General features: G+C 68.3%; 13 protein-coding genes. 5 read left to right on the plus strand and 8 right to left on the minus strand.

Annotated elements, in window-relative coordinates; all coding sequences use genetic code 11:
* Nucleotide 1: 1 nt before the first annotated feature.
* The 4 genes from kdpB to ACWGE0_RS19095 are packed head-to-tail and all read right to left on the minus strand — an operon-like array spanning nt 2 to nt 3,802.
* A complete protein-coding gene (gene kdpB, locus ACWGE0_RS19080; protein ID WP_452262210.1) occupies nt 2-1,951 on the minus strand; it encodes a potassium-transporting ATPase subunit KdpB in 1,950 nt (649 codons plus the stop codon).
* Nucleotides 1,948-3,570 (minus strand): potassium-transporting ATPase subunit KdpA, encoded by a 1,623-nt coding sequence (gene kdpA / locus ACWGE0_RS19085; RefSeq protein ID WP_452262211.1) that lies wholly within the window; start codon nt 3,568-3,570, stop codon nt 1,948-1,950. Before kdpA ends, kdpB begins: the two co-directional genes overlap by 4 nt.
* Nucleotides 3,570-3,668, minus strand: coding sequence for a K(+)-transporting ATPase subunit F (gene kdpF, locus ACWGE0_RS19090; RefSeq protein ID WP_319965181.1), 99 nt, complete (start codon nt 3,666-3,668; stop codon nt 3,570-3,572). The genes kdpA and kdpF overlap by 1 nt, the downstream gene beginning before the upstream one ends.
* Nucleotides 3,665-3,802 (minus strand): hypothetical protein, encoded by a 138-nt coding sequence (locus ACWGE0_RS19095; RefSeq protein WP_452262212.1) that lies wholly within the window; start codon nt 3,800-3,802, stop codon nt 3,665-3,667. The genes kdpF and ACWGE0_RS19095 overlap by 4 nt, the downstream gene beginning before the upstream one ends.
* A gap of 140 nt (nt 3,803-3,942) precedes the next feature.
* Here ACWGE0_RS19095 and ACWGE0_RS19100 point away from each other — a divergent pair, with 140 nt between their 5' ends.
* From ACWGE0_RS19100 to ACWGE0_RS19115, 4 genes are all read left to right on the plus strand, one after another.
* Nucleotides 3,943-4,542, plus strand: a complete 600-nt coding sequence (locus tag ACWGE0_RS19100; RefSeq protein WP_452262213.1) for a uridine kinase — start codon at nt 3,943-3,945, stop codon at nt 4,540-4,542.
* A 15-nt stretch (nt 4,543-4,557) separates the two neighbouring features.
* A complete protein-coding gene (locus ACWGE0_RS19105) occupies nt 4,558-4,716 on the plus strand; it encodes a hypothetical protein (RefSeq protein WP_452262214.1) in 159 nt (52 codons plus the stop codon).
* 96 nt (nt 4,717-4,812) lie between these two features.
* Nucleotides 4,813-5,517 carry a hypothetical protein gene (locus ACWGE0_RS19110; protein ID WP_452262215.1) on the plus strand — a complete coding sequence of 235 codons (705 nt, stop codon included), beginning with the start codon at nt 4,813-4,815 and terminating at the stop codon, nt 5,515-5,517.
* A 13-nt stretch (nt 5,518-5,530) separates the two neighbouring features.
* A complete protein-coding gene (locus ACWGE0_RS19115; RefSeq protein WP_452262216.1) occupies nt 5,531-7,048 on the plus strand; it encodes a hypothetical protein in 1,518 nt (505 codons plus the stop codon).
* Here ACWGE0_RS19115 and ACWGE0_RS19120 read toward each other — a convergent pair.
* Nucleotides 7,045-7,884: an alpha/beta hydrolase gene (locus tag ACWGE0_RS19120; protein ID WP_452262217.1), complete on the minus strand. Its 840-nt coding sequence runs from the start codon at nt 7,882-7,884 to the stop codon at nt 7,045-7,047. The genes ACWGE0_RS19115 and ACWGE0_RS19120 overlap by 4 nt on opposite strands.
* A 101-nt stretch (nt 7,885-7,985) precedes the next feature.
* Here ACWGE0_RS19120 and ACWGE0_RS19125 point away from each other — a divergent pair, with 101 nt between their 5' ends.
* The gene (locus tag ACWGE0_RS19125; protein WP_452262218.1) at nt 7,986-8,840 is read left to right on the plus strand and encodes a helix-turn-helix transcriptional regulator; all 855 of its coding nucleotides are present in this window, start codon (nt 7,986-7,988) and stop codon (nt 8,838-8,840) included.
* Nucleotide 8,841: 1 nt separating this feature from the next.
* On the opposite strand, the gene ACWGE0_RS19130 is transcribed toward ACWGE0_RS19125, so the two are convergent.
* The 3 genes from ACWGE0_RS19130 to ACWGE0_RS19140 all read right to left on the minus strand — a co-directional run bounded on the left by ACWGE0_RS19130 (nt 8,842) and on the right by ACWGE0_RS19140 (nt 12,963).
* Nucleotides 8,842-9,798: a zinc metalloprotease gene (locus tag ACWGE0_RS19130; protein ID WP_452262219.1), complete on the minus strand. Its 957-nt coding sequence runs from the start codon at nt 9,796-9,798 to the stop codon at nt 8,842-8,844.
* 69 nt (nt 9,799-9,867) lie between these two features.
* Nucleotides 9,868-10,971 (minus strand): winged helix DNA-binding domain-containing protein, encoded by a 1,104-nt coding sequence (locus tag ACWGE0_RS19135; RefSeq protein ID WP_452262220.1) that lies wholly within the window; start codon nt 10,969-10,971, stop codon nt 9,868-9,870.
* 15 nt (nt 10,972-10,986) lie between these two features.
* Nucleotides 10,987-12,963, minus strand: coding sequence for an MMPL family transporter (locus ACWGE0_RS19140; RefSeq protein WP_452262221.1), 1,977 nt, complete (start codon nt 12,961-12,963; stop codon nt 10,987-10,989).
* Between the last annotated feature and the right edge of the window lie 8 nt (nt 12,964-12,971).

The following is a 12,971-nucleotide window of genomic DNA, read 5'->3' on the forward strand; positions in this document are numbered from 1 at the left end:
GTCAGCCAATCCCGGGGATGAGTCGCACGAGCAGGTCGATCAGCCAGATCCCGGCGAACGGCGTCACGACGCCGCCCAGGCCGTAGATCAGCAGGTTGCGCCGCAGCAACGCCGACGCGCTGGACGGCCGGTAGCGAACACCCTTGAGCGCCAACGGGATCAGCGCCACGATGATCAGCGCGTTGAAGATCACCGCCGACAGGATCGCCGACTGCGGTGTGGCCAGGTGCATGATGTTGAGCTTGTCCAGCGCCGGGTAGATCGCCGCGAACATGGCGGGCAGGATCGCGAAGTACTTCGCCAGGTCGTTCGCCACGGAGAACGTCGTCAGCGCGCCGCGGGTGATCAGCAACTGCTTGCCGATCTCCACGATCTCGATGAGCTTGGTCGGATCCGAGTCGAGGTCGACCATGTTGCCGGCCTCCTTCGCGGCCGACGTGCCGGTGTTCATCGCGACACCGACGTCCGCCTGTGCGAGCGCCGGGGCGTCGTTCGTGCCGTCACCGGTCATCGCGACCAGCCGGCCGCCCTCCTGCTCCTTGCGGATCAGGGCCATCTTGTCCTCGGGCTTGGCCTCGGCGAGGAAGTCGTCGACGCCCGCCTCCTCGGCGATGGCCTTGGCGGTCAACGGGTTGTCGCCGGTGACCATGACCGTGCGGATGCCCATCGCGCGCAGCTCGGCGAAGCGTTCCTTCATGCCGGGCTTCACCACGTCGCTCAGCCTGATGATGCCGAGCACCTGGTCGTTCTCCGCGACGACGAGCGGCGTACCGCCCTGCGCGCTGATCTCGTCCACGATCTCGCGGGCCGTGCCGGTCAGCTCGAACGCGGACGCGGCGCCCTTGCGGATGATCCGGTCGCCCAGGTCGATGCCGCTCATCCTGGTCTGCGCGGTGAACGGCACGAACTCGCCGGTCTTCTCGTGCTCGGTCGCGGGCTGCCCGCCCGCGAGCTCCAGGATGCTGCGGCCTTCCGGGGTGTCATCGGCCAGGCTGGCCAGCCGGGCGGCCGCCACGAGCGTCTCCCCGGACGTCGGACCGACCGGGATGAACTCGGTCGCGCGCCGGTTGCCCCAGGTGATCGTGCCGGTCTTGTCCAGCAGTAACGTGTCGACGTCGCCAGCGGCCTCGACCGCCTTGCCGGAGGTGGCGAGCACGTTGCGCTGCACCAGCCGGTCCATGCCCGCGATGCCGATCGCGGACAGCAGCGCGCCGATCGTGGTTGGGATCAGGCAGACCAGCAGCGCGGTCAGCACGACCACCGACTGCTCGCCGCCCGAGTAGATCGCGAACGGCTGCAGCGCCACCACCGCGAGCAGGAAGATGATCGTCAACGTGGACAGCAGGATCGTCAGTGCGATCTCGTTCGGCGTCTTCTGCCTCTCGGCGCCTTCGACGAGTGCGATCATCCGGTCCACGAAGGACTCGCCAGGCCTGGTCGTGATCTTGACGATGATCCGGTCGGACAGCACGGTCGTGCCACCGGTGACGGAGCACCGGTCACCACCGGACTCGCGGATGACGGGCGCGGACTCGCCGGTGATCGCCGACTCGTCGACGGTCGCGATGCCCTCGACGACGTCACCGTCACCGGGGATGACCTCGCCGGCCTCGACCACGACCAGATCACCGATCTTGAGCTCGGTGCCGGCCACGACGTCGCCGTTCACCAGCCTGGCGACCGCGTCCTTCTTGGTCTTGCGCAGTGAGTCGGCCTGCGCCTTGCCGCGGCCTTCCGCGACGGCCTCGGCGAGGTTGGCGAACAGCACGGTGAACCACAGCCATGCCGCGACGGCGATGGTGAACACGCTCGGGTCGGTCGCGGCGAACACGGTGACCAGCAGCGAACCGACCCAGACGACGAACATGACCGGGCTGCGCAGCTGGTGGCGCGGGTGCAGCTTCCTCAAGGCCTCGGGAATTGCGGCCGTGAGACCGGGTTTGGTGGTCACTGCAGTGCCTCCGCGATGGGACCAAGAGCGAGAGCGGGAACGAACGTCAGCGCGGCGACGAGCACGATCGAGCCGGTGAGCAGCGTCGCGAAGAGCGGCCCGGTGGTGGGCAGCGTGCCCGCCGTGACCGGCACCTTCTTCTGCGCCGCAAGGGATCCGGCGAGCGCCAGCACCGCGATGATCGGGATGAACCGGCCGAACAGCATGCACAGCCCCAGCGACGACTGGAACCAGTCGTTCGTCACCGTGATACCGGCGAAAGCCGACCCGTTGTTGTTCGACGCCGACGCGTAGGCGTAAAGGACCTCCGAAAGCCCGTGCGCGCCAGGGTTGTTGAGGGCTCCCTGGGTGCTCGGCAGGATCGCCGCGATGCCCGCCCCGATCAGCAACACCGTCGGCATCGCGAGGATCGAGACCGCCGCGGCCGTGACCTCCTTGCGTCCCAGCTTCTTGCCGAGGTACTCCGGCGTGCGGCCGACCATCAGACCTGCCAGGAACATCGCGATGATCGCCATCACCAGAATGCTGTACAGGCCGGTGCCGACACCGCCCGGCGTCATCTCGCCGAACAGCATGTTCAGCAACGCGCCGCCGCCCCCAAGGCCGGTGTAGCTGTCGTGCAGCGAGTTGACCGCGCCGGTCGACGTGCCGGTGGTGGCGTCCGCGAAGATCGCGCTGCCGGGGATGCCGAACCGGAGTTCCTTGCCCTCCAACGGCCTGAGCCCGCCGGCCTCCGCGCCCCAGATGACCGTGAGCATCGCGGTCCAGATGACGCCCATGACACCGAGCAACACGTAACCCTGCCTGGTCTGCCCGACCAGCCGGCCGAACGTGCGGGTGAGCGCCACCGGGATGACCAGGATCAGGAAGATCTCGATCAGGTTGGACCACTCGTTCGGGTTCTCGAACGGGTGCGCCGAGTTGGCGTTGAGGATGCCGCCACCGTTGGTGCCGAGCTCCTTGATGGCCTCCTGGCCGGCAACCGGCGCGTTGGCCACCGTCTGGCCGTCAACGTCCACACCGGACTTGAGGCTCATCGTGACGCCGAACGCGATCAGCACGATCGCCGCGATGAACGCCAGCGGCAGCAGGATCCGGATCGTGCCCCTGGTGAGGTCGACCCAGAAGTTGCCGAGCCGGTCGGTCTGACTCCGGACGAACCCCCGGATCAGGGCTACCGCCACGGCGAGACCCACGGCCGCCGACACGAAGTTCTGCACGGTCAGGCCGATCATCTGGACCGTGTGCCCCATGACGGCTTCCGGCACGTACGACTGCCAGTTCGTGTTGGTCACGAAGCTGATCGCCGTGTTGAACGCCATACCGGGCTCGACGTTGCCGCGCCCGAAGTCGAACGGTAAGAGCGTCTGCGCGCGTTGGACGACGTACAGGAACACGATGCCGACGAACGAGAAGCCCAGCACGCCGTACGCGTACGTGCTCCACTTCTGCTCGGCGTCCGGGTCGATCCGCGCGAACCGGTAGATCGCCCGTTCGAGCTTCGAGTGGCTCTTGTTCTCGAAGACGCGCGCCATGTAGTCGCCGAGGGGCCGATACGCGACCGCCAGGGCCGCGACGAGGATGCCGACCTGCAGGAGGCCGGCCACGAGAGGTGACATCAGAACTTCTCCGGCCTGATGAGTGCGACGAACAGGTAGACGATCAGCCCGAGCGCGATCACGCCGGCGACGGCGTTCGCGACAAGTCCCGTGCTCACAACTTCTCCAGTCCACGCACCGTCAGGCCCAGCACGACGAAACTCCCGATCAGCAGCAACGCGTAGGCCAGGTCGGCCATGACGCCGCTCCCTTCAACGACAAGGTTCTTTCCTATGACGCTGGGAGCGTGCATCAGGAAATGCCTGATCAGGGGGTGCCTAACAACGTCCTTACGGGGTTGGGTCCGGCTTTTACGCGTTCTTGAGGCCGGGGAGACCTGGGTCTCATCCGACAGGGCGTATCGCGGTCACGATGTGTGAAATCGTCGATCTCGTGACGCGAACCGAACTGTTGAACGAAGTCGCCGGCCTGCTGCCCGCCGAGGGGCTCGTCGCGGTGGACGGGGTCGACGGCGCGGGCAAGACGACGTTCTGCGACGACCTGGCTTCGGTGCTGCGCTCACGGGGTCGCGTGGTGGTCCGCGCGTCCGTCGACGACTTCCACCACCCGCAGGAGATCCGCTGGCAGCGCGGACGAACGTCGCCGGAGGGCTTCTTCCTCGACAGCTTCGACTGCGAACGATTCGCCGGGCACCTGCTCGTGCCCTTCGCTCACGGGCAACCGTTCCGGCGGGCGAGCCACGACCTGGAGACGGACGCCTACGTGGACGCGCCGGCCGAGGTCGCGCCGCCGTCCGCGATCCTGCTGGTCGACGGGATCTTCCTGCACCGGGACGAACTGGTGGACCACTGGGACTTCTCGGTGTTCCTGGCGGTGGACTTCGCGGTCTCCGTGGCGCGCATGGCCGGGCGCGACGGCAGTCCGTCCGATCCGGACGATCCCCGCAACCGCCGCTACGTCGAGGGCCAGCGGCTGTACTTCGCCCGATGCGATCCGGCCGCGCGCGCCAGCCTCGTGATCGACCACAACTGAAGTAGGTTGTCGCGCGTGACCGAGCAGCCGGCCAAGAAGACCGTCCAACTCCCCCAGTGCCCGCAGTGCGAGTCCGACGACCTGCGCCCGTACGGCAACGGTTCCAAGTGGATCTGCCCGAGCTGCCGGTTCCTGGCGCCGTGCTGCGAGCCGGACACCGCCTGCCACTGGTAGACCGACCCCCTAATCGTTACCCCGCGTGATAACGCCTGGTGGCCTCCCGACGACGTATCAGCCACAGCGTCCGAACGGTGTAACGAGGAGGCCCCCATGGCGACCACGTTCTGGGCTTGGATCGTGTCCGCTCTCGTCATCGTGCTGCTCGCGGTGGTGATCCCCAGCCGTCTGAGTGCGCAGAACGTCCTGCGGGACGCGCGCGGCCGGTACAGCCTGTCCCGCTTCCAGATCATGGTGTGGACGGTCGTGCTGTTGTCGCTGATCAGCGGCATGGCGTTCGGGCGGTTCGCGGCCGGGCAGGTCGACGTGGCCGGGTTCCAGATCCCGACCCAGGTGCTGTGGCTGCTCGGGATCGCGGTCGGGTCCGGGGTCGTGTCGGCGGCCGTCAAGGTCGCGAAGAGCACCAGCCGGCCGGACTCCGTGGCGGCCTACCCCCGAGGCCAGGAACGCGGCAGGCTGTGGGAGATGCTGACCGTCGAGGAGGGCGCGTCGGCAGGCCGGTCCATCGATCTGACGAAGTTCCAGAACTTCGTCATCACAGTGCTGTTGGTGCTGCTCTACGTCGCACAGGCGGTCGCGGCGCTCAGGGCCGTCGACAACCCCGCGGGCATCGCCGGGCTGCCGGCCTTCTCGGACGCGTTCCTGGTGTTGCTCGGGGTGAGTCACGCCGGGTACCTGCTGGGCAAGATCCCCTCTCCTGCCGGGATTCCCGAGGGCGGCACGATGAGCGAGCGGCTTGCTTCCGTTACATCGGAAGCGGAAGTGACGAAGACGGCTCCCGAGGTGCGCACCGCGTGATATCTACTCGCTGGTGATCGAGCCAGTGCGCCGCGAGGAGACGTGGCACCGCCCGGCCAGGAGCGGCTATCCGGACCCCTTGAAGATGCTGGGGTACACCTGGCCGGTCGTGGAGGAGTTGCGGCGCACGCCTCGCGAGAACTGGCCGGGGCCGGACGCGTTGGCGGAGGCTCTGGTCGAGCTGGCGGAGTTGTTCGAGGAGTGCGGGTGGGACGACTTCGCCCTGCGCACGCACCTCGAGGTGCTGGAGTTCCGGCGGGAGGCAGGCGACGCCGAGAAGCTTCGTAAGGTGCTGACCTCGTTGCGCGACAATCTGATCCGGCAGGAGCGGTACGAGGAGGCGCTGCCGGTCGCCCAGGAGGAGCTGCCGCTCGCCCTGCGGCTGGCCGTGCCGGGCAAGCAGAGCACCTCGATCGCGAACACGGCCAGGTACTGGATCACCGACCTGCTGGGAAAGCTGGGCAGGCACGTCGAGTCCGCCCGCAACGCCGGTGAGGCGGTCGCCGAGCTGCGCGGGCAGGGACCGGTCGAGTACGGACTGCGGGAGGGCTACAGCCTCGCGAACGCCCTGTCGGAGCACGCCCAGCGGCTCGTGACGATCGGCGAACACGAGCAGGCGGTGGAGTGCGCCGCCGAGGCCGCGGCGTTCTGGAGGCAGCGCGCACAGGACTCGACCGTGCGGTGCTACACCGTTCTCGACGAGCTGAGCCTCATCCAGCTCCGCCTCGGCCGGTTCGAGCAGGCACGCGCGTCCGCCGCCGAGGCCGTGGACGTGATCAGGCAGCGCGCGGACAGCGAGAACGAGTGGGAGTACCGGAGCCATCTCGCCGCGGCGCTGCACAACCACGGCAACCGGCTGCGGGACCTGGGACTCGACGAGGAGGCGGTGCGGGCGGCCCAGGAGTCCGCCGACCGCTACCGGCAGCTCGCCGCGGAGGCTGAACACCGGGCGCTGGCCATGAAGATGGAACTGCGGCTCGCGCTCGCGCTGGTCAGTCTCGGCAGCCGTCTGCACGACACCGGCCGGCTCGACGAGTCGCTCGCGGCCAGCGACGAGGCCATCGCCCTGGCGACCCGGCACGCGGATCGTGAGCTCGGCCGCAAGGAGCTTGCGCGGGCGTGGAACAACCGGGCCAGCCTGCTGATCTCCCGTCGTGCCTACGGGGAGGCCGCGGAGGCTGCCGCCAAGAGCATCGGCCTGTACCAGACGCCGGACGGCAAAGCCATGGCGCGCAACACGTTCGCCCTGGCCGCGGCCCACTCGGGACAGCACGACGCCGCACTGGAAGCCTCGCTGCAAGCCGTCGCCGAGTACCGCGAATGGCACGCCGACGACCCGCACGAGTACGCCTACCTGCTGGCCGACGCGCTCACCGACCACGCGCGGATCCGCCTGCTGCGGGCCGAACGCGCCGAGGCCGAGGCCGCGATCACCGAGGCCCTCACCCTGAACGAGGAACTCTCCGCCGCCAACCCCGGCCGCTATCAACGCGAACTGGACCACGCCCGTTCGGTGGCCGCTGAGGTCTAGAGGTTCTTGCCGAAGAACTCGCTCACCCGCTCGGCGACCTGGGGCACGAACTTGTCGTACAGGTCGACGTGCGTGGCCCCCTCGACCCAGTGGAACTCCTTGGGGCCACCCGCCTTCTGGAACGCCTCGACGCTCATCCACGATGTGACCGCCTCGCTCCCGGCCACCAGCAGCAACGGCCGCGGCGCGATCAGGTCGACCGCGCGGAACGCGTCGAACGCGGCGATCCGCCCCACGCTGCTCCACGTCACGGTCTTCGCCGATCTCGTGTGCTCACCGCGCGGCGTGCAGTAGTACTCCCAGCCCTCGAACGAATGCAGCCCACCGGCGCGGGCCTGTTCCGCCGTCTCGGGGAAGAGCGTGAAGCTGCCGTCCTGAACCTGGTCCAGCAAGCCCTGCAGTACAGCCGGATCCTGCGTGCCGTCGGCACCGAACCGGAACTGGCGGGCGATGTCGGCGAGACTGACCGTGGCGATCGCCTTGATCCGGTGATCGGTCCCGGCCGCGGCCACACCGTACCCGCCGGACGCGCAGATGCCGAGCACCCCGACCCCGTCGCCACCGAGGAACGTCACCGCCGCCCGGATGTCCTCGACCCGCTGGAACGGGTCCTCCAGGCCACGCGGCAAGCCACCGCTCTCGCCCTGGTAGGCGGCGTCGAACGCCAGCGCCAGAAAGCCCCGGTCCGCCAGCTCACGTGCGTACGCCCCGGCCGTCTGCTCCTTCACACCCGTACCGGGGTGACCGACGACGATGGCGCCGCGGGGCTCACCCTCCGGGCGGTAGAGGTGGCCGGCGATCTCGATTCCGTTGCTGGGGAAAGTCACGTTTTCCATGTCCACCACGCTCGTCCCACGAACCCGGCACAACCAGGGAGGGTCCTGCCTATGCAAGCCAGTACCAGGCACGCGTGCGGACCATCGCGGACACTGGAGGCATGACCGAACTGGGCGAGTTCCTCCGCACCCGCCGCGCCGCACTGGACCCGCACCAGGCGGGCTTCCCGGACGACGGCAGGTCCCGCCGCGTGCCAGGACTGCGCCGCGAGGAACTGGCCCAGCTCGCGCACGTGAGCGTCGACTACGTCGTCCGGCTGGAACAGGGCCGCTCCACCCGCGTCTCGCGCACCGTCCTCGAAGCACTCGCCGACGCACTCCAACTGGCACCGGACGAACGCGACTACCTCTTCACCGTCGCCGATGTCGCCCCAGCCAGGCAGCAGGCCGCACCAGAGGTGGCGCCGCGGCTGCAGCAGCTGCTGGACGGCATGCCGGACATCCCCGCGATGGTGTTGCACCGCCGCATGGACGTCCTGGCGTGGAACCGCGGCGCCGCGGCACTGCTGACGGACTTCGCGGAACTTCCAGCGAGGGAACGCAACCTCATCCGGTTGACGTTCCTCGATCCGGCGTTCCGCGCCCTCTACGGCGACTGGGAACGCTCGGCCCGCGAATGCGTTGCGGTGCTGCGGATGGAGGCCGGCCGGACACCGCACGACCAGACGCTCTCGGCACTCGTCGGGGAGCTGAGCGTGCGGGACGCGGACTTCCGCACGTGGTGGGCGGCGCACCAGGTCCGCGGCCCGCGCCAACTCGTGAAGACCTACCACCACCCGGCGGCGGGCAAGCTGACGCTCGACGTCCAGCAGTTCACCGTGGACACTCACCCCGACCAGCTGTTGATCGCCTACACCGCACAGGACGAGGCCTCAAAGGACGGTCTGCGGTTCCTTCTGCTTTCCGCACAAGCGAAAGGGGCGCCGCTCGACAGCGACGCCCCTTCGTCACGCTAGGTCACTTGCCGCTGCGGTACGCCGTCCAGGCGCTCTGCATGCGGGTGTTCTGACCAGGGGTGAACTGGTTGTAACAAGAATCGAAGGAATAGTCCATGTAGTTGTGGATCGGGTCCAGGCCCACCAGCGAACACGAGTCGCGGCCGGTCGGGCAGCCCGAGCTGGGGCCTGACTGGGCCGGGGTGTCCGCGACCTCGTCGTTCTTCGCCTTGCAGCCGTCCTGGAACGTGTGCCAGAGGCCCATCCAGTGGCCGACCTCGTGCGTGACGGTCTTGCCGAGGTTGAAGTTCACCTCGGAGCCGCCGGGGACGGTGGCGTAGTCGATCACAACGCCGTCCATCTTCTTGTCGCCCGCGTACCAGGCCGGGAAGGTCGCGAACCCGAAGCCCTCGATGTCGGCGGACCAAATGTTGAGCGTCGCGGCCGTGCCGGCCCGGGTCTGGGTCTTCATCGCCCGTTCGGAGCCGGTCTCCTCCAGCTTGAACCACGCGTCGTTCGTGTAGCGCTTGGTGTCCTGCAGCACGAACTTGAAGCCGGTCTTCGCTGCGGCACTCGACTCCGCGCCGGCGAAACCGTCGTTGAGAACCTTCATCTGCTTGGTGATGGTGGCGTTGTCGATCGCCCCCGTGCCGTTGCTGGCACTCACGATGTGGAAGACCACATTGATCGTGCCACCGGCTGCCAGTGCGGCGACTCCGCCGCGCTGGTTGGCCTCCATCACCTTCTGGCGCAGGTCGGCGTTCATCTGCTCGGCTTGGGCGCTGGATACCTCGTTGCGGTCGTGGCCCGTGCTGCCGGGCTTGCCGCGGGCCGCCGAGTGCGCGTCGGCGTGCGTGTCGACGCACTCTGCGGCGGTGTTGACGGCGGTGGCAGGAGAACCGCCGATCAGGGTGAGCGCACCCGCCGCGAGCAGGCCGGCCGCAAGGGCCGAAGGAGCGCGCTTTTTCGTTTGGAACATTGAACTTTCCTCCACTGCAGGGTGAAGGAATAGTGACTGAGGAAGCGTCCTTTGTAGATCTTGACGTTTTCACACAATACGAACGTCGTGGACCGGAAGGCCGCTCCACCACCGGGCGTAGCGCCGGTAGATGTGCTGTTCCCGCTCGTCAAGGAGCTTTCGCAGCGCTGCGGCCTCTTCGGCGATGCCCGACCACTGGTCCTCGCTCAGGGCGTGGAAGGCGGTCGCCTCGACGCCGCCGTCCTCGATCGTGCGCCAGACTCCTGCCACATAACCGTCAACGAGAAGTGTCGGCAGTGTGTCGCCGTTGTTGCGGATGATGAGCTTGCGATAGTCATGAGGAATGATTCGGCTGCGGTCGGCGTAGGCGAGCAACGTGCTGTCCCACATGGCCATCAGCCGCGGCGGCGCCGGGGTGTCCTCGTCCGGGACCGTCCGATTCGGAACGTCGAAGTAGTCGCCGTCACGCACCAGGTCCAGCAGCTCCAGCGCTTCCCGGATCACGGTGCGGGGCAGCATCGTGAACTGGTTCATGTCGAGGACGGTCGCGGGCCCGAACCCGGTGAGGTAGCGGCGGAGCATCTCGGCCAGCGCCGCCATCCGTTCGCGCGGCTCGATCACCGTCGTCTGGAACGACAGCTTCGGCCCGTAGGCCCACGGTCCGCCGGTCGGCACCCGCACGAGCGGCGCGTAGGAGGCGAGCGCCCACCAGATGCCCGGCTCCCCCACGTCACCGACGTGCGAGTGCAGCAGCGCCTCCAGCTCGGGCTTGGTTCTCGGCTCCGCGGCGAACTCCAGCATGTGCGCGAGCACCTCGTCGGCCCGCTCGACGGTCAGGCCCATGGCCCGGAACCGCTTGTCGTTGAGCCGGGAGGCCCGCAGCGCGGGCAGCATCGCGTGGTGGAACACCTCGTGGTCGGCGACCGTCACGGCGTGCAGCGTGATCCGCATGAGCGTGGCCTTGCGGATCACGCCGCTCCGGAACGCCTCGTCCAGATCCGCCGGGTCGAAGCGCCACATCCTGTTCCACAGCGCGATGTACGGCGACGCGGGTTCCTGCGCCTGGATCGCGACGACCTTGTCGACGGCGGTCAGCAGGTCGACCGGTTCGCGCTCCAGCAGCATCTGCCGCTGGAGCGTGGCGCGGTTCAGCTGACGTGCCGTGAAGGTCATGCCCGAGATCCTGACTCACCTCAGCTTCGACGGCCACCAGATTCGGCCACCGATGTCCACCGACAACGCCGGCACGAGCAACGACCGCACCAGCAAAGTGTCCAGCAGGACACCGAACGCCACGATGAACGCGATCTGGGTGAGGAACAGGATCGGCAGGACGGCCAGCGCGGCGAACGTCGCCGCCAGCACCACACCGGCGGAGGTGATCACGCCGCCGGTCAGGCTGAGGCCTCTCAACGTGCCCTCGACCGTGCCCAGGCGCTGGGTCTCCTCGCGGACGCGGGTCATCAGGAAGATGTTGTAGTCGATGCCCAGCGCCACCAGGAAGACGAACCCGAACAGCGGCACCACCGGGTCCGCGCCGGGGAAGTCGAAGACGTGGTTGAACACCAGCGCCGACACACCCATGGTGGCCGCGAACGACAACACCACGGTCCCGATCAGCAACACCGGTGCCAGCAACGACCTCAGCAACAGCGCCAGCACCAGGAAGATCACCACCAGCACGATCGGGATGATCAGCAACCGGTCGTGCTCGGACGTCGTCCTGGTGTCGAGCAACGTCGCCGTCTGCCCGCCGACCTTCGCCTCGTCGATCCCGTGCACCGCCGCGCGAATCCGTTGCACGGTCTCGACCGCCGCGTCCGAGTCCGGCGCGTCCTTCAGCGTGGCCTCGATGCGGACCAGGCCATCGGCCGTACCGGACGGCCGGACGTCGGCGACACCGTCCACCTTTGACTTCTGCAGCACCTCCGCCGTCTTGCTCTCCGCGGCGATGATGACCGTCGGCGACCCGGTTCCGCCGGGGAAGTGCTTCGACAGGACCTCCTGTCCCGCAACGGACTCGACCTCGGTCAGGAACACGTCGGACTGCGCGGTGCCGGACGCTTTCAGCTGCGGCAGGAACGCGGCACCGACGAGCAGCACGAGCGTCGTGACGATCCAGATCGCGCGGGGCTTGTTGCGCACCAGACCTGCCACCCGGCCCCACAGGCCGCTGGTCTCCGGGTGCGGCGAGCCGAGCTTCGGCGCGAACGGCCAGAACGCGGCGCGCCCGACCAGCGCCAGGGTGGCCGGCAGGAACGTCATCGTGGTGAGCAGCGCGGCGCCGATGCCAATGGCGGCAACAGGTCCGAGGCCCTTGTTCGAGTCGAGGTCGCTGAACAGCAGGCACAGCACGCCGAGGATGACCGTGCCGGCGGAGGCCGCGATGGGTTCGATCGTGCCGCGCCAGGCAGTGCGGATGGCCGTGTACTTGTCCTGGGTGTCACGCAGTTCTTCGCGGAATCTCGACACGAGCAGCAACGCGTAGTCCGTCGCGGCGCCGAAGACGAGGATCGAGAGGATGCCCTGGCTTTGGCCGTTCAACGCGAGCACGTCGTTCTTGGCCAGCAGGTACACGACGAAGCTGGCGAGCCCGAGCGCGAACACCGCCGACACCAGCACGACGAGCGGCAGCAACGGACTTCGGTAGACGACGAGCAGGATCAACGCGACCACCGCACCCGCGACGATCAGCAGCAGCCCGTCGATCCCGCCGAACGCCTTCACCAGGTCCGCCACCTGTGCGGCCGGTCCCGTGACCAGCACTTTCAGGCCTGCCGGGGCGTTCTTGGCGCCGTCGCGGAGCTCCACGACCGAGTCGCGGACCTCCTTCGCCGGGTCGAGCAGGACGACGAGCTGGGCGGCCTCGGCGTCGTTCGGCGCGGGGATCACCGGTGACGCCTGGAAGCCCTTGCCGCGCTCGGCGAGGAACTTCCTGTCGTCCTCGGTCAGCCCGCCGGGCCGTTCGACGACGATGATCGCCGGGATCGCGTTGGCGCGCTGGAACTTCTTCTGCAGCTCAGCGACCTGGGTGGACTCGGCTGAGTTCGGCAGGAAGGCGCTGCTGTCGTTCTCCGCGACCTCCGAGAGCTTGCCGGCGTACGGCCCGGTGAAGCCGCCCAGGGCCAGCCACACCACGAGCAGGACCCCGGCCAGGACTCGCATCAGACATT

It is taken from the genome of Lentzea sp. NPDC054927, from assembly GCF_053610285.1.

Coding starts and splice junctions, on each gene's coding strand:
- kdpA (WP_452262211.1), bottom strand. CDS start 3,570: ATGTCACCTCTCGTGGCCGGCCTCCTGCAGGTCGGCATCCTCGTCGCG.
- ACWGE0_RS19095 (WP_452262212.1), bottom strand. CDS start 3,802: ATGCACGCTCCCAGCGTCATAGGAAAGAACCTTGTCGTTGAAGGGAGC.
- ACWGE0_RS19110 (WP_452262215.1), top strand. CDS start 4,813: ATGGCGACCACGTTCTGGGCTTGGATCGTGTCCGCTCTCGTCATCGTG.
- ACWGE0_RS19120 (WP_452262217.1), bottom strand. CDS start 7,884: ATGGAAAACGTGACTTTCCCCAGCAACGGAATCGAGATCGCCGGCCAC.
- ACWGE0_RS19125 (WP_452262218.1), top strand. CDS start 7,986: ATGACCGAACTGGGCGAGTTCCTCCGCACCCGCCGCGCCGCACTGGAC.
- ACWGE0_RS19130 (WP_452262219.1), bottom strand. CDS start 9,798: ATGTTCCAAACGAAAAAGCGCGCTCCTTCGGCCCTTGCGGCCGGCCTG.
- ACWGE0_RS19135 (WP_452262220.1), bottom strand. CDS start 10,971: ATGACCTTCACGGCACGTCAGCTGAACCGCGCCACGCTCCAGCGGCAG.
- ACWGE0_RS19140 (WP_452262221.1), bottom strand. CDS start 12,963: ATGCGAGTCCTGGCCGGGGTCCTGCTCGTGGTGTGGCTGGCCCTGGGC.